The sequence below is a fragment of the Halomonas sp. DN3 genome (genome assembly GCF_024137905.1).
GTDB classification, from domain to species: Bacteria; Pseudomonadota; Gammaproteobacteria; order Pseudomonadales; family Halomonadaceae; genus Halomonas; species Halomonas litopenaei.
Genome location: NZ_CP099965.1, coordinates 3,397,589 through 3,420,146 on the forward strand (window position 1 = coordinate 3,397,589; position 22,558 = coordinate 3,420,146).

At 64.2% G+C, this 22,558-nt stretch carries 15 protein-coding genes; 13 read left to right on the forward strand and 2 right to left on the reverse strand.

The window, feature by feature from the left end:
* The first annotated feature begins 198 nt into the window (after window positions 1-198).
* From NKF27_RS14705 to mgrA, 12 genes are all read left to right on the forward strand, one after another.
* Complete coding sequence (locus NKF27_RS14705; protein ID WP_253552696.1) at window positions 199-1,545, forward strand: UDP-glucose/GDP-mannose dehydrogenase family protein; 1,347 nt, start codon at window positions 199-201, stop codon at window positions 1,543-1,545.
* 10 nt (window positions 1,546-1,555) lie between these two features.
* Window positions 1,556-3,469, forward strand: a complete 1,914-nt coding sequence (locus NKF27_RS14710) for a glycosyltransferase (RefSeq protein WP_253552703.1) — start codon at window positions 1,556-1,558, stop codon at window positions 3,467-3,469.
* 90 nt (window positions 3,470-3,559) lie between these two features.
* Window positions 3,560-5,128 carry a PilZ domain-containing protein gene (locus tag NKF27_RS14715; protein WP_253552705.1) on the forward strand — a complete coding sequence of 523 codons (1,569 nt, stop codon included), beginning with the start codon at window positions 3,560-3,562 and terminating at the stop codon, window positions 5,126-5,128.
* A gap of 81 nt (window positions 5,129-5,209) precedes the next feature.
* The gene (locus tag NKF27_RS14720; protein WP_253552707.1) at window positions 5,210-6,088 is read left to right on the forward strand and encodes a polysaccharide lyase; all 879 of its coding nucleotides are present in this window, start codon (window positions 5,210-5,212) and stop codon (window positions 6,086-6,088) included.
* Window positions 6,089-6,363: 275 nt separating this feature from the next.
* Entirely contained in the window at window positions 6,364-7,524 is a 1,161-nt protein-coding gene (locus NKF27_RS14725; RefSeq protein WP_253552709.1) for an alginate lyase family protein, read from the forward strand.
* A 29-nt stretch (window positions 7,525-7,553) separates the two neighbouring features.
* The gene (locus NKF27_RS14730) at window positions 7,554-10,442 is read left to right on the forward strand and encodes an SEL1-like repeat protein (RefSeq protein ID WP_253552711.1); all 2,889 of its coding nucleotides are present in this window, start codon (window positions 7,554-7,556) and stop codon (window positions 10,440-10,442) included.
* 630 nt (window positions 10,443-11,072) lie between these two features.
* The gene (locus tag NKF27_RS14735) at window positions 11,073-12,683 is read left to right on the forward strand and encodes a glycosyltransferase (protein WP_253552713.1); all 1,611 of its coding nucleotides are present in this window, start codon (window positions 11,073-11,075) and stop codon (window positions 12,681-12,683) included.
* The gene (locus tag NKF27_RS14740; protein WP_253552715.1) at window positions 12,680-14,230 is read left to right on the forward strand and encodes an HlyD family efflux transporter periplasmic adaptor subunit; all 1,551 of its coding nucleotides are present in this window, start codon (window positions 12,680-12,682) and stop codon (window positions 14,228-14,230) included. Before NKF27_RS14735 ends, NKF27_RS14740 begins: the two co-directional genes overlap by 4 nt.
* The gene (locus NKF27_RS14745; protein ID WP_253552722.1) at window positions 14,227-15,114 is read left to right on the forward strand and encodes a polysaccharide lyase; all 888 of its coding nucleotides are present in this window, start codon (window positions 14,227-14,229) and stop codon (window positions 15,112-15,114) included. Before NKF27_RS14740 ends, NKF27_RS14745 begins: the two co-directional genes overlap by 4 nt.
* A 110-nt stretch (window positions 15,115-15,224) precedes the next feature.
* Window positions 15,225-16,373, forward strand: coding sequence for an alginate lyase family protein (locus tag NKF27_RS14750; RefSeq protein ID WP_253552724.1), 1,149 nt, complete (start codon window positions 15,225-15,227; stop codon window positions 16,371-16,373).
* Window positions 16,370-19,027 (forward strand): tetratricopeptide repeat protein, encoded by a 2,658-nt coding sequence (locus NKF27_RS14755; protein ID WP_253552731.1) that lies wholly within the window; start codon window positions 16,370-16,372, stop codon window positions 19,025-19,027. The genes NKF27_RS14750 and NKF27_RS14755 overlap by 4 nt, the downstream gene beginning before the upstream one ends.
* Window positions 19,028-19,150: 123 nt before the next feature.
* On the forward strand, window positions 19,151-20,179 hold the full coding sequence (mgrA, locus tag NKF27_RS14760) for an L-glyceraldehyde 3-phosphate reductase (RefSeq protein WP_253552733.1): 1,029 nt from the start codon (window positions 19,151-19,153) through the stop codon (window positions 20,177-20,179).
* A gap of 288 nt (window positions 20,180-20,467) precedes the next feature.
* Here mgrA and NKF27_RS14765 read toward each other — a convergent pair whose 3' ends face one another.
* Together NKF27_RS14765 and NKF27_RS14770 are read right to left on the reverse strand one after the other, a co-directional pair.
* Window positions 20,468-20,920 carry a hypothetical protein gene (locus NKF27_RS14765; RefSeq protein ID WP_253552735.1) on the reverse strand — a complete coding sequence of 151 codons (453 nt, stop codon included), beginning with the start codon at window positions 20,918-20,920 and terminating at the stop codon, window positions 20,468-20,470.
* Window positions 20,920-21,768: a tyrosinase family protein gene (locus NKF27_RS14770; protein WP_253552737.1), complete on the reverse strand. Its 849-nt coding sequence runs from the start codon at window positions 21,766-21,768 to the stop codon at window positions 20,920-20,922. Before NKF27_RS14770 ends, NKF27_RS14765 begins: the two co-directional genes overlap by 1 nt.
* Before the next feature lie 279 nt (window positions 21,769-22,047).
* Here NKF27_RS14770 and NKF27_RS14775 point away from each other — a divergent pair, with 279 nt between their 5' ends.
* A complete protein-coding gene (locus NKF27_RS14775; protein ID WP_253552739.1) occupies window positions 22,048-22,347 on the forward strand; it encodes a hypothetical protein in 300 nt (99 codons plus the stop codon).
* Window positions 22,348-22,558: the final 211 nt, after the last annotated feature.

Consider the following 22,558-nt stretch of genomic DNA (forward strand, 5'->3'; position numbering starts at 1 on the left):
GACATCCCAGCCGACCATCGGCCATCCCGGAGAACGCTCACTAGAGCACACAATCCAATAAATCTTTGTTTTTTAAAGACAAAAAAATAACTGGATCGATCCTTGCCCTCATTGCGGTCAGAACAAGGCTTTCCCGGCGTCCCTCCGACGCCCGAGGCAAGGCCGCCAATATCACAAGCGACGGCAAGGAGTGAGTTCATGAAAATCACGATTCACGGCTCGGGTTACGTAGGACTGGTCACCGGCGCCTGCCTGGCCGATGTGGGACACGACGTGATGTGTGTGGACGTCGATCAGGTCAAGGTCGCCCGCCTCAAGCGCGGTGAGGTACCGATCTACGAACCAGGCCTCGAGGACCTGATCCGCCACAATATGGAAGACGAGCGCCTGACCTTCTCCGATAGCCCGGAGGAAGGGGTGGCCCATGGCCTGCTGCAGTTCATCGCGGTCGGAACGCCCCCTGACGAGGACGGCAGCGCCGACCTGACCCACGTCCTTGGTGTGGCCCGTACCATCGGGCAATACATGGATGGGTATCGCGTCATCATCAACAAGTCCACCGTCCCGGTGGGGACCGCCGACAAGGTTCATCAGGCGGTGGCCGATACCCTGGAGGGACGCCAGGCCGAGGTCGACTTCGACGTCTGTTCCAACCCGGAATTCCTCAAGGAAGGCGCGGCTATCGATGACTTCTCGCGGGGGGCGCGGATCGTCATCGGTACCGACAGCGACAAGGTCCGCAAGCTGATGCGCGAGTGCTATGGCCCCTACAGCCGGCAGCGCGACAAGCTGATGTTCATGGACGTGCGCAGCGCCGAACTGACCAAGTACGCCGCCAACGCCATGCTCGCCACCAAGATCAGCTTCATCAACGAGATCGCCAACCTGGCCGAGCACCTGGGTGCGGACGTCGAACAGGTCCGCCACGGTATCGGCAGCGACCCGCGTATCGGCTACCACTTCATCTATCCCGGCTGTGGCTACGGCGGCTCCTGCTTCCCCAAGGACGTCAAGGCACTGGCCCGCACCGCCAGCGAGGTCGGCGCCCCCGCCCGCATGCTGCAGGCGGTGGAAACGGTCAACGACGCCCAGAAGACGCGGCTGTTCGACAAGCTGGAACTGGCGCTCCACGGCAACCTCAAGGGCCGCACCATCGCCCTGTGGGGGCTCGCCTTCAAGCCCAACACCGATGACATGCGCGAGGCGCCGAGTCGGGTATTGATGGAACAGCTGTGGCAAGCCGGCGCCCGGGTCCAGGCCTACGACCCCGAGGCCGCCGCCGAGTGCCATCGCATCTACGGCGAGCGCTCGGACCTGTGTCTCTCCAAGCAACGTGACGCTGCCCTGGAAGGCGCCGACGCCCTGGTCATCTGCACCGAGTGGAAGGCCTTCCGCACCGTCGACTTCGACAAGATCGCGCGCACCCTCAATCACCCGCTGGTGATCGATGGACGCAACCTCTTCTCACCCGAGGACGTCGAAGCGGCGGGTCTCGAATACTACGCCATGGGTCGCGGCGCCTCCCTGCAACACCCCCGGGTGTAAGGACGCCACCATGTCATCGCTACCCAAGCACACCTCCGTGGCCAGCAAGGCCACGGAGCTGACCACCCTGGCGCTGCTGCTGTCGCTGCTGATCGTGCTGGTCAGCGAGTTGCCCTCCGAGGTGTTCTCGCCGGCGTCGAAGAGCTTCTTCTTCGCCATTGGCGCGGTCGGTGCGTGGCGCTATTCATGGTGGTTCGTCCAGGCGCTGCGATCGGTGTGGTACAACCGCCGCGTCTTTCCACAGATGCGGGCCGAGGCCGACGCCCTGGGAGAGTCCGGCAAGCCGTCAGAGCTCTACGTGCTGTGCACCTCCTTTCGCATCGACCCCGACGTCTGCTTCCGGGTCTACGACGCGCTGATCGAGGAGACCCGGCACTATGGAGTGCCGACCACCATCTTTGCCTCGGTCTCGGACCAGACCGACGTGGACATCATCTCCCACGTGCTGCAGGAACACCGCTGGCCGTCGCACATCGAGGTCCGCTACATGTTCCAGAAGGGCGACGGCAAGCGCTCGGCGATGGCCGAGGTGCTGCGTGCGATCTCGCGCCGGGCCCCGGCCCCCGACGCCCTGCTGGTGTCCATGGACGGGGATATCCTGCTCGAGCCCGGAACCCTGGAGCGCTCGCTGTCGTTCTTTGCCCTGCGCGATGATCTCGGCGCCCTGACCACCAACAACAGCGCCATCGTCACCGGCAACGATGCCACCAAGGAGTGGTACGACCTGCGTTACGCCCAGCGTCATCTGGTGATGAGCTCGATGTCGGTGTCCGAGCGGCTGCTGGTCCTGACCGGCCGCTACAGCGCCTTCCGCGCCGACCTGGCGACCCACCCGGACTTTATCGACATGGTCGAGAACGACCACGTCGAGCATTGGCGCTTCGGCAACTTCAAGTTCCTGTCCGGGGACGACAAGTCGACCTGGTACTGGTTGCTCAAGAACGGCTGGAAGATGCTCTACCTGCCGGATGTCTACGTCTCGGGATTCGAGGAGCTGCCGGACCGCAAGCGCTTCTTTGCCTCGACCACCGACCTGATGCGTCGCTGGTACGGCAACATGCTGCGCACCAGCGGTCGCGCCATTGCCCTGGGGCCGAGGCCGATGGGGCTGTTCACCTGGTGGAGCCTGATCGACCAGCGGCTGTCCATGTGGACGACCCTGATCGGCCCCATCGTGGCGATCCTGGTGACGCTGTTTGTGCGGCCGTCGTTCATCTTCGCCTATGCCCTGTGGATCCTGTTCACCCGCGGGATATCCACCTCGATCCTGGCCTGGCAGCGTGGTCGCTTCAGCCTTCTGTGGATCCCGCTGATCTACTACAACCAGGTCTACGGCGCCCTGCTCAAGACCTACGTGAGCTTTCGCTTCAACCGTCAGAAGTGGTCACGCCAGGGCATTTCTGCCGGTGAGCCTGGTGACGAAAAGGCGGTACGCCGCCAGCGTCGCATGGGGCATCTGCTGCATGGCTTTCATGTCTGCCTGATGTTGTTCGTGCTGACCCTGGCCACCGGCGTACTGAAGGTACCTGACGCTACCTCGCTGAAGATCCTCGAGCGTGCAGGCCCGGTGCCCGGCGACAGTGCCGCGCTGCCTGACGCCAGTCGCTGGCTGGCCAGCCGCATCGAGGACGGCTCGGGCGAGCTACACCTGCCCGCCGGTGAGCTACGGATCAGCGATCGGCTGATCGAACGCCTGGGCGCAAGCAGCATCGGCGAAGCCACCAACCTCAGCGGCAGCCCCCAGGGCACCACGCTAGAGGTTCCGCCGACCTTGATCGATCACCTCAAGGACGCCCAGGGCACCACTCCAGCCCCCGGCGATCTGTTGAGCTGCACCGACCAGCAGCGCTGCTCGCTCGATCTTCACGACACCAGGCTGTCGCTGAGTGACCTGCGCATCCAGGTGCAGCCACGCCACGGCTGACAACGACGACACGGCCACACTTTGTCGCTGGACCGCATGTACGGCCAGACACCGCCACGGCTCAGCGAATACTGACTTCAGGACACCGATATGAGCGATTACTTCGACGACAAGGACACCTCAACACCCCGCCACGAGCCTGCTCGTCAGCCGGACCCCGCGCCGCGCGCCGAACCCCATCTGGGCGATGCGCGCTCTCAGCCGCGCCAAGAAGAGGCACCGGCAGGCTCGGGACTGGCCCATGAGCGCCGCGATGAACGCCGCTACATCCGCGTTTCGCCGACCTTCGAGGTGCGCTTCGATGACGGCAACCGCTTCCGTGGACTGGACCTGTCCCAGGGCGGCTTCGCCATCGAGAGCCCGCGCCCGATGCGCCAGGACGCCAGGGTGCGCGGCAGCATCGCCATCACCACCGCCAGCGGCGAGCTACTGGTACCCGTGAGCGCCCAGTGCCGCCATAGCCTGGCGCTGGAAGGTCGCGGTGGCGCACACCACGCCGGCTTCGAGATCACCGACATCTCCCCCTCCCACCTTGAGCTGCTGCGCCGCGTGGTCCGCGCCCACCTGGCCGGTCGGCCGCTGGACGTCGAGCAGATGGTCCAGGGCGAGGATGCCCAGACCCCACGCAAGCGTCGCGGCACCGGCAGCACGCCCCAGGCGGCGGCTCGACCGCCCAGACCCATCGGCCGCTACGTGGCACTGTTCATCGGCTTCGCGGTGCTCGCGGTGGTGGCCGCGGCCACCGCCTATCGCAACTTCATGCTGATCGAGCCCAACTTCGCCGCTGTCACCGCGCCACGCATCGACATTCGTGCACCGAGCCCCGGCATCCTGATGGCGCACGAGCTCAAGGCAGGTGACCGTGTCACACGGGACGAGCGGCTCACCCGGGTCAAGGACGTCGATCTGGAGTCCGACCTGATCCTGGCCGAGGCCGCCCAGCGCTACAACAGCCAACTGATCGAGAACCTTCAGGAAAACCTCGACGGCGCCAATGGCGGACAGGTCAGCCTGGCCAACTCCGCCGAGCCCGGCAACGGTGACGCCGTAAGCTTCGAGACGGTGTCCCCGGACATCGCTCGTGCACGTATCGATCAGTTCGAGACCGCCCGAGACTTCCAGGCGTCCAGGGTCACCGCGCTGCAGGCGCGCCAGTCCCAGAACGAGATCTACAGCCCCTGCGACTGTCTGGTGGCGTGGGCGCTGTCGAGCTCCGACGGCACCTACATCAACGAAAGCGAAAAGATCATGACGCTGATGCGTACCGGCGACGACGAGGTCATGGTCGAGGCGCTGGTGCATATGGACGACATCGATCGCATCGAGCCCGATCAACTCGCCTATCTGTCGCTGCCCAACGCCTCAGGCCCGATCAGCGCTCGGGTGCGCAGCGTGGCGCTGGACATCGAGCGCCAGCCGCGCGCCGGCTTCCCGAGCTGGGTACGCCAACAGCAGAACGTCGCCAGCGTGCTGCTGGTACCGGAAAAGCCGCTGCCGGTGGAAAGCGTCGGTACTCCGGTGGACGTGCGCTTTACCGAACAGGCCCTGCTGGGTGCCACCGCCGAGTGGATCTGGCAGAGCGGCCGACGGGTGGTCCAGCAGGCCAGCCAAATGTTCTCGGGCATTGGTGACAACGACGCCGCCGACACCGCCGGCTGAGCCACGCTCTTTCTTCACACGCATCCGTCCCACTTGCCACGACCACCGCGGTGGTCGTGAGCCAACAGGAGATCGAACGCCATGTCGACACTGACGACGCGCCTGTCCGCCACCCTGCTGGCCATCTGCGCTACCCAACCCGCCCTGGCGGATAACGGCGCCAATGACAGCGACGCCGATCAGCAGGGCCCCGGCGTCCCCCAGGTCGCCGCCTGCTCGGCGCGCCATCCGCTGGTCGCCTCACCCGCCCCTGCGCTGGGTGAGAAAAGCGCCCACGACGCCATCCGCGAAGGCTTCGACACCACCCGTACCTGGGGTACCGAGGAGAACGTCGAGCTGTTGTCGGGTCATTCGGCGACACCGGCGCTCAGGGTCCTCTATCCCGAGGACACCTCCTCGCCTGGCGACACCGACACCGGAGGCGCCGGCTTCTACACCGAGCCTTCCGCGCTCGAAGGGCGCGATCACGCCTGCCTGAGCTACCGGGTTCGCTTCGAGAGCGGGTTCAACTTCGTCAAGGGCGGCAAGCTGCCGGGGCTCTACGGCGGCGAAGCGCCCAGCGGCGGTGACGACGTCACCGGCGAGAACGGCTTCTCCATGCGCTACATGTGGCGCGAAGACGGCCAGGGTGAACTTTACGAATACGTGGTCGGCGGCGAGGGCGACTACGGCGACTCGGTGGCCCGAGGTCGCTTCACCTTCCCCACCGGTCAGTGGGTCACCCTGGAGCAGGAGATCATCCTCAACGACCCCGGCAAGGCCAACGGCATTGCCCGGGTGTGGGTCGATGGTCGGCCGGTGCTCGAGCAGACCGATCTCACCTACCGTACCGACGACGACGTGCACATCGATGGCCTGATGTTCTCGACCTTCTTCGGTGGCCACGGTGAGGACTGGCGCACCCCCAGTGACCAGCACGCCGACTTTGCCGACTTCCGTTTCTACGCCCCCCGTTCATGATCGCGGCGCCCCCAGGGGCGCCGCCAAGGAGACGCTTGATGCACCCATCCCATGGCTCATCCCCCGGTCCCCTCCCCACCCGAGGCCTGGGCCCATCGATGCCGGCATTCGAATCCGGCCGGTGCCACCACTTCGACCAACGCTCGGCAAATCCGCTCAAGCGTCTGGCACACAGAGTGATGGGATGGCCGACGGCCAGGTTGTCGGGAAAGCTGGCAACGGGCCTGACGCTCGGCCTGACGATGGGTGCCGCCCTGGTATCGTCCGCGCACGCCATGACCCTGGAAGAACGGGCCGAGCTGGACCTCAGCGACTACCGAGTGACCAGACCTGACGCCTCCTACTTCGATGTAGAGGCCCGCATGGAAACACTGGCCGACACCGACAACTCGATCCTGTTGCAGGAGCTCGATCAACTGACCAACGGACCCAGCTGCCAGCAACTGCTGGCCCAGGAGCCGATCACCACGCGCCTGCGGATCCCCGGCTATTATCCCAGCCCCAAGGAGTGGGAACTGGCATCCGAACCCCTGTTCGACTTCGAGGACAGTGTGTCGATGCTCGCCGGCTCCTTCGTGGCTACCGGCGACACCTACTACGCCGACTGCCTGGTGTCCTTTCTCGATCAATGGGCCCAGCACGATGCCCTGACCGACTTCCACTACGATCCCAAGGAGCCTCAGGCCTGGTTCGCCACCGAATCGATGATCTTCGCCGCGGGCATGGCCTACTCGGTGGTGCGTCCCCGCGTCGAGGGCAGCGACCAGGCCAAGCAACGTGTCGAGCAGTGGCTCAACCGGCTCGCCCACAAGCACGCCGCCATTCAGGGGCAGCCCGGCAACAGCTGCTGCAACAACCACTTCTACCGCCGCGCCCTCTACGCCAGCATGATCGGCGTGATTACCGAGGACGATGAGCTGTTTCGCTTCGGCGTCAGCGCCATCCATTCTGCGCTCTCCGACATGACCGAGCGCGGCGCCTTTCCGCTGGAGATCGAGCGTGGTCGTCGCGCCACCCACTACCAGAACTATGCGCTGCTCTACCTGATCACCAACATGCAGGTCATCGCACGCCAGGGCTATGACATCTTCGAACTCGAGATCAACGGCCATGACATCCACGACGCCGTGGACTTCGCCATGACCATCTTCAACGATCCCGAGGCGCTTGGAGACCTGGCACCCCACGAGCAGTACACCGGCTTTCTCAAGGACAACCAGTACTTCGCCTGGATGGAGATCTATCAGAGCCGCTTCGATGACCCGCGCATCGAACGGTTCCTGGCCCAGGTGCGTCCGGTCTACAACCGCAGCGCCGGCGGTTACCAGACGTTGTACTTCATGTCACCCGAGGCGCAGCAGCACCTCGTCGTCGATGAACAGGAGCGCGAGACCACCGCCTTCGAGGGTCTCGACGACGACAGCGCGTCGCAGTGACAGCACACGATCAACCAGGAGGCCTGCTTATGATGCTCCCCCGTTTTCGCCCCCACACCGCCCAGGGCCAACGCTGGTCCCGGGCCTTTCCGCTCACCGCCTCGGTCGCCGTGGCGCTGTGGCTCGGCGGCTGCGCCGCCCCTGGTACCGAGTTCCAGAGTACCGGCGTCGACCCGCTGCCTGCCGAGTATCAGGACTTCTTCGACAAGGAGCAGCCACGCAACCCCGAATGGATGCATGACAACACCCTGGAAGAGGCGCAGCAGCTCGTCGCTGCCGGCCAGACCCGAGAGGCAATCCTCAAGCTCAAGGGGCTGGCCGCCCAGGACATCCCCAAGGCCTACTACGAACTCGGCAAGATCTGGGATCAGGGCAAGGGCATCCAGGCGGATCCCGCCAAGGCCGCTGCCTACTACGAGGACGCCGTGCGCACGCCGTCCTATATCCTTGGCCACGCATCGCTCAACCTGGCCAAGCTGAGCCTGGAACAGCAGGGTGCGCCCTATCGTCCGGTACTGGCCTACTATCTGCTCGAGCAGGCCATGGAAGAGGAGATCGGCCGTGACGAAGGCGTGGTGATGGCCTCATTGCTGGCCCGCGGCGCCGAAGGCGTCGCGGCGGACCCCCAGCGCGCCCTGGCGCTGTATCGTCAGGCGGCGAACAACGGTAACCCGGATGCCATCCTGGCACTGGCCAACGCCTACGCCGAAGGCGGTTGGCTCGACACCGACAAGGCGCGCTCGCGCGAGTACGCCGAGCGTTACGCCGAAGGCCTGCGCGAGCGCGCCGGCGGCGGCGATATCAAGGCGATGACCGAACTGGCTGAGCTGTACTCGGCCGACGGCCTGCTGGCCGGCAACGACGATCGCCGCCTGCACTGGCTGACCCAGGCCGCCCAGGCCGGTGACCCCGACGCGGTGGCCAAGGCTGGCCGCGAGATGCTCGACAGCGGCCGCGCCGAGCAGGGCGTGACCCTGCTGACCCAGGCGGCCGAGAACGGTGACGTCGACGCCATGGAGCGCCTGGGCCGGATTCTGCTGGAGGGCGACGGCCTCAGGGCGCGGCCAATCGAGGCACGCAATTGGCTCGAAAAGGCCATCGACGAGGACTCGGTCGACGCCCGGGTGACCCTGGGTCGCGCCTTGCTGGAAGGCGATGCTCTGCCGGCGGAGCCCCAGCGCGGCATCCGCCTGCTCGAGCAGGCCGCCCGACACGACGATCCGCTGGCACTGGCGATGCTCGGCCAGGCCTACCTGGCCGATGAGGTGGTGCCGACCCAGCCGGTGATCGCCGCCCGCTATCTCGAGCGCGCACATGAGCTAGGCCATCCCTTTGCCACCGAACAGCTGGGCGCGCTCTACCTCAGCGGCCGCGGCGTGGCCACCGATCCGGCCCGGGGCGAACGGCTGTTGCGCGAGGCCATCGACCAGGGGCAGAGCGGCGCCCTGCGCACCCTCGGCGAGGCCTATCTGGCCGAGGACGGCCCCCTGCCCTATCAGCCCCGTGAGGCCGAGCGCCTGCTGACCCAGGCGGTGGAAGCCGGCGATACCAGCGCCGCCACCCGCCTGGGCGAGGCCTATCTGACTGGCGAGCTGACCGGAGAACTGAGCGGCGAACTGAGCCCCGAGACGACAGGCCAGTCGACACAAGCACTGGCCGGGGGTTCGAACACAGCTTCGAACACGACTTCGAACACAACGTCGACCAGTACGTCGGACAGCACCTCACAGGTCCCGACTGGCCCGAATCCCACCCAGGAACCGGGCGGCGACGCCATGGCCGTGGCCGATGGTGCTTCGACCCAGCGTGGAAATTCTCGGGTGGATCACGGACGGCGCCTTCTGGAGAACGCCGCCGAGCAGGGCGACGCCTACGCCATGGTCGTCCTCGGCCGCGCTTACCGCGACGGTACCGGGGTGAGCCGTGACCTTGCCCAGGCCACCGAGTGGCTCGAACGGGCCGAGGCCGCCGGCCATCCCTCCGCCGCCGAGGCGCTGATGCGCACCCAGCGCGATCGCGGCCAGGCCGGTGACATCCAGGCACTGATCGCCTCTGCCCGCCAGGGCAACGTCAACTCCATGGCGGACCTGGGCCGCGCCTATCGCGACGGCCAGGGCGTCGGACGCAACCTGTCCGAGGCCAGCCGCTGGCTCGAGCGTGCCGCCCGCCAGGGTCATCCAGGCGCCGCCGCCGCGCTTGGCCGCATGTACCTGGACGGTGAAGGCGTCGCCCGCGACCCGGCCAAGGGCGCCGAACTGCTCCAGGTGGCGGTGGCCGGTGGCCACGCCGGCGCGCGTGCTGACCTGGGCGGCATGCTGCTGACCGGAAACGGCGTGGAAGCCGACCCCGAGCGGGGTCGTCGCCTGCTGAGCGAAGCCGCCGAGGCCGGCAACGAGTACGCCGCCCAGACCCTTGGCGAGGCCTACCTCGAAGGCAATGGCGTCAGCGCCGACCCAGCCGAGGCCGAGCGCTGGCTGACCCGGGCCAGCGACGCAGGCAGCCTGTCGGCACGCGCCCTGCTCGGCACCGCCCTGGTGCGAGGCGACCAGAGCCTGGCTCAGGACCCGAGCCGGGGCGAACAGCTGCTGACCAGCGCCGCCGAACAGGGACACGCCGGCGCCCAGGCCAGCCTCGGCCGCGAGTACCTGCGCGGCGAAAACCTCGAGCGGGATACCCGCCAGGGCGCCGACTACCTGCTCAAGGCCGCGCGTCAGGGCCACGAAACCGCGCGACTGGCGTTGGCCAAGGCCTACCTGGCCGCCAATGGCCTGGAGAACGCCAACCGTGAGCAGGCGCTGGTATGGCTCGACGGGGTCATGGACGGCAACTCCCAGATGGCGTCCCAGACCCTGCACGACCTGCTTTCCGACGAGGCTACCCTGGCTGCCATGCCGGAGACCATGAACGCCGGCGGCTGACCCCTGCGCCCTGGTGTCATGCCTCAGTCGCCACGCCTCTAGCGTCACGCCCTAGACGCCACGCCGCAAAGGCTGCGCCTGGGGCGTCATAGCCCTGGCGCCATGTGCCCACGACCTGGCACATGGCGCCAGGGCTAACCGTTGTCATTGCGCAACGCCAGCTCTTTCTTCCTCTCTCCCTCTCTCCTTATCTCCCTCGGCCTAGCGTCACCCGACGTCACGCCGCAAGTTCTTCCTTCCAGCCCCCCTCTATTTCCACTCTCAGGCACTTCTTCCAAGGTAAACCGTCTCTCCAGACGCTTGCACCCTCACTCCATTGCGCATTCATTCTCTTTCGGCCTCTGCATCTTGCCCCCGCCTACCGAGCATTCTACTCAGTTCCTCTTTTGCATAGAGATCGGTCCACTGGTTCTTTTCCACCCCATTGGCAAAACAAACACTTCATCTCTATGCAGAAAAAAATATGCAGTTCATAGCGTTTTGACGGCCCCAACACCGCCAGACAAGATTGCCATTCGAAGAGCGTCTATCCAGACAAACAGCAAGTCATCCTCACCAACCGTTGAAAACCAACAGATAGCCTCAATGCAAGACGATCTTTTTATCAAATGATGTCAGGCGGATGCAGTAATGAACAAACGCAGTTCCTCCAGAACGGTTGCCAGCTTTGCGACAGAAGTTACTACCTTCTTCTTTCTCTGCTCGCTAATTGTTCTAGTGCTATCTGAGATACCTGGCGATGTCTTCTCCCCCCACTCGACCAGCTTTATTCTTGCCATCGGCATCATAGGAGCCTGGCGCTACGGTTGGTGGCTGATTCAGGTGATACGCTCGTGGTGGTACAACCACCGTGTCTTTCCTCATCTTCGTCATCTTGCTGACAAGCACGGGGAAATTCATAAAGCCCCCGAACTCTTTGTGCTTTGCACCTCCTATCGCATAGACCCAGATATCAGCTTTCAGGTTTACGACGCCTTGATCTGCGAGGTCATCGACTACGGCGTCCCCACAACGCTCTTCGCCAGCGTGTCGGACCAGACCGATGCCGATGTGCTCACACACCTGCTGCAGGAACACGGCTGGCCATCCCTGCTCGAGGTTCGTTACATGTTCCAGAAGGGCGATGGCAAGCGTACCGCCATGGCCGACGTGCTTCGCGCCATTTCGCGCCGACAGCCACGCCCGGGAGCGCTAGTCATCAGCATGGACGGCGATATCAAGCTAGAACCCGGCACGCTGATTCGATCGCTACCCTTCTTTGAACTGCAAGGCGATCTTGGGGCCATCACCACCAATAACAGCGCGATCGTCATCGGAAACGACTTGACCAAGGAATGGTATGACCTGCGCTACGCACAGCGGCACTTGGTGATGAGCTCCATGTCACTATCCCGACGCCTGCTGGTACTTACCGGACGATACAGCGTTTTCAGGGCCGACCTGGCCACGCAAAGCGACTTTATCGATATCGTGGAAAGCGATCATATCGATCACTGGCGCTTCGGAACATTCAAGTTTCTGTCTGGTGATGACAAGTCCACCTGGTACTGGCTACTGAAGCACCGCTGGAAAATGATGTATCTACCCGATGTCTACGTCTCTGGATTCGAAGAACTGCCTGACCGCCATCGCTTTATCTCTTCCACCACTCAACTGATGAAGCGCTGGTACGGCAACATGTTGCGTACCAGTGGGCGGGCGATCGCTCTTGGACCAAAACGCATTGGCCTCTTCACCTGGTGGAGTCTGGTTGACCAGCGCCTTTCGATGTGGACAACGATGGTGGGACCTATCGTGGCAATTCTCGTCACCGCATTTGTGCGCCCTTCCTTCATTATGGCGTATGTTCTTTGGATCCTGGCAACGCGGTTTATCGCGACACTCATTCTCGGTTCACAGCACGGTAGAATAAGCCTTACCTGGATCCCCCTCCTCTACTACAACCAGGTATATGGCGCGATAGTCAAGACCTACGTCAGTTTTCGTTTCAATCGTCAGAAATGGACACGACAGGGTATTTCATCGGGTGAGCCGTCGTCTCGTGCAGCCGTCTTTCGCCAAAGAATGGTCAGCAACCTTATTCATCTTTTCTTCCTGCTTTCTCTAACTTTTGTTCTGGCACTTTCCAGCGGTGTCCTGTCACTTCCACACGCCACCTTTGTCGACGAGATCTTCAGCAACTTCACCGCAGAACTCAAGGACGAACCATCAGTCATCAGCATGGAGAGCTCTTCTCGATGAATACCCTTGCTACCCCCGGGGCCGGACGATCCGCTATCGTCAACACCAAGGCCAGCGCTGACGGAATGTCCGGTACCGCCAGCATCAGACACGAATCCCGAGACGAACGGCGCTACCTGCGTATCACTCCCAGCTTCTTTTTCGTGACCCCCAAGGGAGATAGGTGGCCAGGTCAAAATCTTTCCCAGGACGGCTTCTCGCTTCAGGCCAAGGGCCCTCTGGCGCCGGGGCAGCGAATGAGTGGGCAGCTCGTGCTGCCTTCCGCCGAAGGCGAAATCCACCTCCCCCTGACCGCCAGTTGCCTGGGCAAGGTCAGCCTTTGCGAAAAGACACCCTCGAAAATCTGGCGCTTTCAGATAGTGGATATCGGCGCGGGCCAGACCGAACTGCTACGCGCGTTGATACGCTCGCACCTGGCAGGCAGGCGACTGCACCTTCCCGCCCTGCTCGACTCGCACACCGAGCAGACACCGCGCAAGCGCGCCTCAGCAGAGCCTCCGTCTGAGCCGACGGCCGGGCGCCGTCGCCCCTGGTTTCGCTACCTGTTGCTGCTGACCGCCTTTCTCACCCTGCTGCTGGTGATCGCGGCAACGCTATATCAGCACTTCTTCCTGATCGAGCCCGACTTTGCGGCGGTCACTGCCCCTCGCGTCGAGATTCGAGCCCCCAGTTCAGGCATCGTCTCCGGGCACGATGTCGAAGCCGGCGACGTCATCCATCGAGATGAACCCCTGACCCACATCGAAGACGTGGACCTGAACTCAAACCTGATCCTGGCCGAGGCTGCCAAGCGCTTCAATCAGCGACTCGCGACCCATCTGGAGCAGGAGTTGACGAGCCGAAGCCACCTCATCGATCTGATCGACCCCGCGCAAGCCACCACCACCGGCATTGCCAACTTCAGCGATATCTCACCGATAGCCGCACGTGCTCGTCTCGACCAGGTGATCTCGGCAAGAGACTTTCACAGCGCCCGCGTCGACGCTCTGCGTACCCGTCAATCCCAGAACACCCTGTACAGTCCCTGCGACTGCCGAGTCGCCTGGGCCTTGAGCAGCGCCGGAGGCACCTTCGTCGACAAGGGCGACAGGCTGATGACACTGGTCAGAACGACGCCCGGTGACGTCATGGTCGAGGCGCTGGTGCACATGCGTGATATCCACCGCATTCACGCGGGACAGGACGCCTTCATCAGCCTCCCCGGGTCTCACCAGACCATCCCTGCCAAGGTCAGGAGTCTGGCGCTGGATGTGGAGCGACAGCCTCGCGCCGGCTTCCCGGAGTGGGTGCGCCAGCAGCAGAACATCGCCAGCGTGCTGGTTGTCCCGCAGCAGCCCCTCCCCACCGACAGGATCGGTACGCCGGTGGATGTGCGCTTCAGCGACGCCCCCCTTGTCGATGAAGCCACCGCCTGGGCGAAAGACATCTTCGAGCGCTCCGTCAATGCCTCTCGCCGATTGATCGAACACACGATCGACGTGTCTCGTGGCTTCATCGAACGTCTCAGCCTGTCACCCAGTGACGACCGCGAGGCAATGCCCGGATGAGCCTCATCGGCGACCGCTGGTCCACGCTCTGTATCGGGATCATCGGCATCTCCACCCTTGTGGCGGTGGCCGCCTGCCAGGTGAGCCAGCGTTCGCTGACGCCGTGCTCTCAACGCTATGCGCTCATGGCCTCGGCCACCCCTGTCGATGACGGCGGCAACGTTGTCGACAGCCTTCGCAGCGCCTTTGGGGTAGAAGGCGCCTGGGGGCTCGACCGCAATCTGTCGCTGGCCGAGCCTTCATCGACATCTGACCGACTCGCCTGGCGTATCACTTTTCCGGCTGGCACCTCTGCTCCCAGTGACGGTGGAACGGGTGGCGCCGGCTTTTCCACCCGTCCGCCGGGCTGGCATCCCTCCGACAGGGCCTGCCTCTCCTATCGCCTGCGTTTTCCTGCGGACTTCGACTTCGTGCGCGGCGGCAAACTGCCCGGGCTCTACGGGGGTAGCGCCCCAAGCGGCGGTGACAAGGTCACCGGCGACAATGGCTTCTCGCTGCGCTTCATGTGGCGGGAGGGCGGCGCCGGTGAGCTTTACGCCTACGTGCTCGAGCCCGCCGCCCAGGGGGATTACGGCAGCTCCCTCGGGCGAGGTCAGTGGGATTTCGCCAAGGGTCGCTGGCAGCGTCTAGAACTGGAGGTCGTGCTTAATCGAGTGGGCCATGACGATGGTGTGCTGCGGGTCTGGCTCGATGGCAAGGCGGTGCTCGAACATCGTCAGGTGGTCTTTCGCACCCGCTCTGACCTGCTGCTCGACGGCATCATGTTCTCCACCTTCTTCGGCGGTCACGGCCCCGCATGGCGCAGCCCCCGCGACCAGTTCATCGATTTCTCCGACTTCAGGCTTCTTGGCCCTGCCAAGGCAATGGGAGGCGTACAACCTTGATTCCGACAGCACATCCACGACGCCAACGGGACAGCGCTCGTCTGCGCCTATCAGGCATCTTCATGCTAGGCGCCTGGTTAGCCCTTCTACCGTTGTCGCCGGCGCACGCCATGACCCTGGAAGAACGCCGGCAACTGGATCTGAACGACTATCGCGTCAATGATCCCGACGCCGGCTTCTTCGATGTCGGAAAGCGCATGACGCTGCTTTCGCAGACCCGTGACCCCATCCTGATCCAACAGGCCGATCAAGTGCGCCTGGGACCAAGCTGTCGCCAGTATCTCGCCACTCCACCCCTGGCGGAGCGCATTCGGCTACCCGCCTATTATCCAGATCACAATGCCTGGCGGCTGGCAGCGGAGCCGCTATTTCGCTTCGAGGACAGCGTCTCGATGCTGGCTGGCTCCTTTACGGTGACCGCCGACCCTTACTACGCCGACTGCCTGGTATCCATGCTCGACCAATGGGCACGCGCCGACGCGCTTTACGACTTCTACTATAACGCCCGCAATCGACAGGCCTGGTATGGCATCGAGTCGATGCTGTTTGCTGCCGGCCTGTCCTATTCCATCGTCCGTCCATACGTCCAGCATCGCCCAGAGGCACTTTCCAGAATCGACCATTGGCTCAATCGGGTCGCACGTCATCACATGGCCATTCCAGGCGAACAGGCCAGCTGCTGCAACAATCATTTCTATCGGCGGGCCCTCTACGCCAGCATCATCGGTGTCCTGACCAAAGATGACGAGCTGTTCCGCTTTGGCGTCAGTGCCATCTATTCCGCCCTCCATGACTTGACCACAGAGGGCGCGCTTCCACTGGAAATCGCCCGTGGACGACGTGCCTCTCACTACCAGAACTATGCTCTGCTCTACCTGATCACCAATATGCAGATCATCTCCAGGCAGGGTTATCCCATCTTCGATCTGGTGGTCGACGGCCATCACATCGGTGACGCGGTCGACTTTGCCATGGACGTCATCGACGACCCCTCCGCTCTGGGTGAGTTGGCGCCCCACGAACAGTACCTGGGCTTTCTCGAAGATCCACAGTACTTCGCCTGGATGGAAATCTATCAGAACCACGTCCATTCTCCGCGCATCGACGCCTTTCTCGATGGCAGAAGACCGATCTACAACCGCAGCAACGGGGGCTACGTGAGCCTCTACTTCATGCAGCCATCATCAGCTCCCTTCCGCCAGCAACAGCGTCAGGCTCGACGCCATCCCCCAGCCAGCTCAGCGGAGGTCTCGTCATGATGCCCGCAACGCCGCCCGCCGCCATTCGACTGTCTCGCGCCCTGTGTATCGCCGCCTGCGCGGGACTGACGGGATGCGCTATCAACGACATGCCCCCGGGACCTCAGGCATTGGCACCGCTTCCCGTCGAGGCCGCCGGCTGGTTCGACCAGGAACCGGCGCGCAATGCCGAGTGGATGCACAAGCCGGAGGTGGAAGCCGCTCGGACAGCGATGGCTTCAGGGCATATCGATGAGGCTTACCGACGTCTTGCGGCGCTGGCAGCCCAAGGCCTTCCCCGTGGCTACTACGAGTTGGGTAAGCTCAACGAAAAGCGCTTCCCCGAGGATCCTGAGCCCGCCATGGCGGCCTACCGCCATGCCCTGGAGCACCCCTCCCACATTCATCCCCAGGCAGCCTTCCGCCTCGCCCGCCTGCTGCTGGATAGCGCAAACAATGCCCGCCAGCCGCTGCTCGCCTACTACCTGCTGGAACACGCCGTCGCCGAAGGGGTTGGCGAGCGGGCCCAGGTCGCCCTGGCGACCCTGTTGATCCATGGCGATGAAAAGATTGCAGCCGATTCCACGCGCGCCCTTGCGCTCTTCCAGGCGGCTGCCGACGCCGGCAGCGACGACGCCATGCTGGCCCTCGCCCGCGCCTACGCGCCCGATGGCTGGCTGCCGGCATCTGCGACTCGCTCACGGCAATGGGCCGAGCGGTACGCCGGCCAGCTACGCCAGCAGGCGACTGACGGCAACGTCTCGGCAATGGTGGCGCTCGCCCGTTACTGCGACAACGGCGAGCTGGCGCCTCGCCGCCCCGCCACCGCAGACTACTGGTATCAGGAAGCCGCCAAGGCCGGCGCAACCTACGCCCTGACCCAGGCCGGAAAAGCCGCCCTCGAACGCGGCGAGAAGGTGCGCGCCAAGACCCTGCTGTCGCAAGCCGCCGAGTCCGGCGACGTTCCCGCCATGCTGATCCTGGGCAAACTGGCCCTTGAACATGCAGACCCCCAAGGGGCTGAGCGCTGGTGGCAACAGGCCATCGGCCTGGGCAGCGTCGAGGCGACCTACCTGCTGGGGCGGGAGCTGAGTACTGACAGGCAAGCGGGCGACAGCGAAGCGCTCGATACCGACCCGATGCGCGGTTATCGCCTGCTGGAACAGGCCGCTCGCTCTGGCCACCTCAAGGCCTTGGTCGCACTGGCGCAGCGGGATCTCGCCGCGTCCCCTCCACGCATCCGACTGGCCCTCGATCGTCTGCGCCAGGCGTGGTCGGGCGGCGAACCCAGTGCGGCCTTGCGCCTGGGTCAGTGGATGGTCGAGCATCCGAGGACCGAGGCTGACCTCGAGGAGGGAAAAGCCCTGCTGCAAGCGGCTCTGGCTGGCGGGGAAATTACCGCCGCACGTGTGCTCGCCGAGGCCCAGCTGCCCGGCGGCACGCTGCCCCCACAGCCAGGCGAGGCCGAGCGTCTACTGCACCAGGCCATCGACGCCGGTGATGTTGCGTCCTCCCGGATTCTCGCCATCGCCCTGGCCGACGGGGTCCTCGGCGCGCCAAGGCGCAACGAAGGCATCCACCGGTTGCTGGGCCTCGCCGAGCAGGGCGACGTCAGCGCCATGATGCACCTGGGACGCGCCTATCGTGACGGCCAGGGTGTCGCTGCCAACCTCGAGATCGCCCACCGTTGGTTCGTCCGCGCACGCTCTGCGGGGCACCCGGGTGCTGCCAGAGCCCTGGCCGGACTGACCCGCCAGCGCGCCGCCCAAGGCGATATCGATGCCCTCAGGCTGGCCGCTGGACAAGGACATCCATCCGCCATGGCAAGCCTGGGAACAGCGTTGATGGACGGCAAAGGCGTTGCCAGAAACATCGAGGCTGGTGCCGATTGGTTGACTCGGGCTGCCGACGCAGGCCATGCCGGCGCCGCGGCCGAACTCGGCAGGCGTTATCGCGACGGCCTGGGCGTGCCGGTGGACCCTGACCTGGCCAGACACTACCTGGACCTCGCCGCCATCCAACACCAACCCAGCGCCCAGCGAGACCTGGCACGACTGTTGATCGATCAGGGCGAGTTCGAGGTCGGAGCAGCGCAGCTGGTCCCCCTTGCCCAGGCGGGTGATGTCGACAGTGCCTTGGCCCTGGGGGAGCTCTACCTCGACCACCCTGACCTTCCACAGGCACCTGCCAAGGCACGCCATTGGCTTGAATGGGCCAGCCAGGCTGGCGAGCCGGCCGCCCAGGTACTACTCGGCACCGCATTGCTGCGCGGTGAGCACGGGCAGCCACAGGATAGCGACACGGCCGAAGCCATGTTGCTCGAGGCCGCCAACGCCGGGCATGCCGGCGCCCAGGCCACCCTGGGACGCGCCTACCTGGAGGGTGACTGGCTCGAGCCCGCGCCGCGCAAGGGGATAGCCCTGCTGCTGGCGGCGGCACGTCAGGGTCACCCTACCGCCAAGGTAACACTGGCCAGGACCTACCTTCGCAGCATGGGACTGCCCGACGTCAGCCAGCAGAGTGCACTGCTATGGCTCGACGGTCTGATGCGTCAACAGCCATCTCATGGGCTCGAGGCCCTCGAGGACCTGTTACTAGGGGGTCCTTCCGCCGCCACCGCGCCGAGTCACCCAGCCCCAGTGGAGCCACCACCACCTGCCGCAACGAAAGCGTGAATACGGCATCGTCGGAGCTTTCGACAAGGGCCTTTTGACCAGAACCTTTTGATACCTCGACGAAGGCAGCTAAAGTGCTGAGACGACAGCCACGGCGCCCGTGCGCCCTGACAGGAGACCACCATGAGCTATCGTCCCACCGAAGACCGTTACGAACGCATGCGCTATCACCGCTGCGGTCGCAGTGGCCTCAAGCTGCCTGCCCTGTCCCTCGGGCTGTGGCACAACTTTGGCCACAACGCCCATGAAGACAACGCTCGCGAGATCTGCCGTACCGCCTTCGATCACGGCATTACACACTTCGACCTGGCCAATAACTATGGCCCGCCGCCTGGTAGCGCCGAGTCCATGTTCGGGCGCATCCTCAAGACCGACTTCGCCGGCCACCGCGATGAACTGATCATATCCACCAAGGCGGGCTATAACATGTGGCCCGGCCCCTACGGCGAGTGGGGCAGCCGCAAGTATCTGCTGTCGAGCCTCGACCAGAGTCTCAAGCGCCTGGAGCTGGACTACGTCGACATCTTTTACTCCCACCGCTTCGATCCCGAGACACCGCTGGAAGAAACCATGGGCGCGCTGGACCAGGCGGTACGCTCGGGCAAGGCGCTCTACGCCGGTATCTCCTCGTACAGCCCTGAGCGCACCCGCGAGGCCGCTCGCCTGCTGCGCGAACTGGGAACCCCCTGCCTGATCCACCAGCCCAGCTACTCGATGATCAACCGCTGGATCGAGGACGACGGGCTGCTCGATGTGCTGGACGATGAAGGCATCGGCTCGATCGTCTTCTCGCCACTGGCCCAGGGCCTTTTGACCGCCAAGTACCTGGGTGGGGTGCCTGACGACAGCCGTCTTGCTCGCGGCGGTGCGATCCGCGAACAGCACCTGTCCGACGACAACCTCGAGCGTGTCCGGGCGCTCAACGCCATCGCCGAGCGGCGTGGCCAGAGTCTGGCGCAGATGGCGATTGCCTGGGTGCTGCGCGACGGCCGCGTGACCAGCGCCTTGATCGGCGCCAGCCGCCCCGATCAAGTCAGCGACTGCGTCGAGGCCCTGGACAACCTCGACTTCAGCGACGAGGAGCTGGCCGACATCGACCGCTACGCGGTGGATGGTGGGGTCAATCTGTGGGCCCAGTCCTCCAAGGCCTAGGGCTTGGCTGAAAAGTGCCTGCGCTCGGTAATACGGCGTTAAAAATCGGCTGGTGCGCCAGCCCGGTCAAAATGCTCATTTACACCCCGTAAACTGCGCTTTCTCACCGATTTTTGCCTTGTCTAACCTTCGCTCGTCGACTTTTCGGACAGAGCCTAGGGCATATCTGAAAAGTGTCTGCGCTCGTCGACTTTTCGGACAGAGCCTCGGCAAGCCAGCTCGGCAAGCCAGAAAGCAACACGCCTGCCGCGCAGTGACAAGGCCGAATCGAACAGCGCCTGGGCTCGATCACAAGGTGACCAGTTGCACCCCGCTGCAACACACCAGTGACTTGTCGCCACGATCGGGCCAGGCCTCGCGCGTATAGGCGTAGATCTGGATGTCCAGGGTGCTCTTGCCGGCGTGCAGATGGCGCTTCAGGGCCTGTGTCACCGGCACCCGCTTGAAGGCCGGTGTCATCGGGTGGGAAGGTCGGGTATCGAACCGCCTGAGCCCGTCCGGGCCATGGCAGTGTCCGGGCGAGCCCCAGCATTCGGCGTGGCCGAACAGCGCAAAGGTGCCGGCATAGCCCCGGCTTTGCGGGGTCACCCTGGCCGGCAGCCGCGCGCTGAAGAAGAGCCAGGCGGTGTAGCTGGGGCGCAGGTGGTGGATGCCATAAAGCTCGACGAAGGCTTCCTCGAAGTCATCGGCGCGAAGCGCACCCAGGTCGAGCCGCGGCAGACGATAGCGTTGCTCGATCATCAGGCCTCCTCCAGACCGCTACCGGCCAGGGTCAGGTCCGCCACCGAACGGGCATACTCGTAGCCCAGCGACTGGACATTGAGCACTTCGCCGACGGTCAGGCCGAAGGGTTCCAGCACGATCGACTCGAGCCCCGGGGGAAAGTTGGTGATGCCGTGGCGCTTCTGCCACAGGGACCAGAGCCGGTCGATCATGCAGTGGTGGGAATAGAAGATCGGATCATAGGCGGCGTAGGTGGTGCTGGCCATGGTCGCACCGACATAGACGTGAAGCTGATCGTGCACCGTCTCGATCAGGTCATTGAACTGCTCGAAGGTGTCCACCCGCTCTACCAGGAAGGCCGCGATCTCGCCCAGCGTCGCCCGACCATCACCATTCACGTCGGCCACCAGAAAGGAGAACACCGGCAACAGGCCGTCAGGATTGCGCTCGGTCACCAGATCCACCGGTTCGGGCACCTGCGGGGGATAAAGCTGGATGCGCGAGGAGTGGAGCGGATTCTCCTCGCCATCGATCAGCGCAACATCGAAGGCCTCGGGAATGCCCTCGCCTCGGGTCCAGTCCCACCAGGGAATCGACACCTCCTCATCGATATCCTGCAGGGATTGCTCCAGGCGATGCAGGTAGGCCCGGTGCCAGGGCAGAAAAAGCCTGGCGCTCAGGCTGGTGCGAGGCGAGAACTGATGATGCCAGCACCAGCGCCCCGGGGCGCCATGGATGCCGGCGTAGTGGTAGAAGCCTCGATTATCCTGTCGAGCCTTGGACGCGCCTAGTGCAGCGATGTAGCGGCGCATGTGCACACGCTCGACACCTTCCACCGGCAAGCGATACATCATCTGACCCGACATGCTTCCCCCTTGCCATCCCGGTCGACGGCAGTCTCGGGCGCCGAGGAACCATTGCCTCCAGCTCGTTTCAGCCTAGTTCAGTCCACAAGGCTCGACCACGCCGCCGTTCGCCCTCACTACCGGCCAGCCAGCCGGCTCGGCTCGCCCCCGAGACATCGTCCAGATGGTCCTAGCCTGGTCGGAGCGACCGCCCATTATTGAGCAATTACTCAAAATGCGTTTGAATGTCGGCCACACACGACATCACCGAGTCGTCCCGTGCCCCTCCAAGGAGTCCCCATGGCAAGCGTCACCAATCGAACCCTGCTGGATCTGGGGCGGCTGACCGCCAACCTGGTCACCTACCCCGAAGGCCACAGCGTCTATCGCCACAACGATCCCATGGGTGGCGGCCGCTACTACAAGCTGAACCTGATCCTGAAGACCCCACGGGCCGGCGGAGTGTTCGAGACCGAAAAGGTGATCTTCAATCTGTTCGATCGGGTGATCCTGTTTCGTCCCGACCTCTACCAGCACAGCGTCTCGAAAATCGAAAAGGGCAAGCGGGTGCTGTTGAGTATTGCCCTGCACACCCCCTGAGCCTATGGCTTGCGCCGCCGCCGAAGGCTCTGACCTGAGACGTTGGCGTTGTCGCGACACGCCTATCGAAAATGCACGAAAAGTGCGCCTTAGGCCGGTGTAAGCGTAGCCCTGGCCTCGGAGCTGGGCCTGCTCGATCATCCACCCCCGCTCTGCTGAACTCCCCCACCGCTTTCCGGCCAAACTGTTGGCGATCCCCGGCGCTGGCACC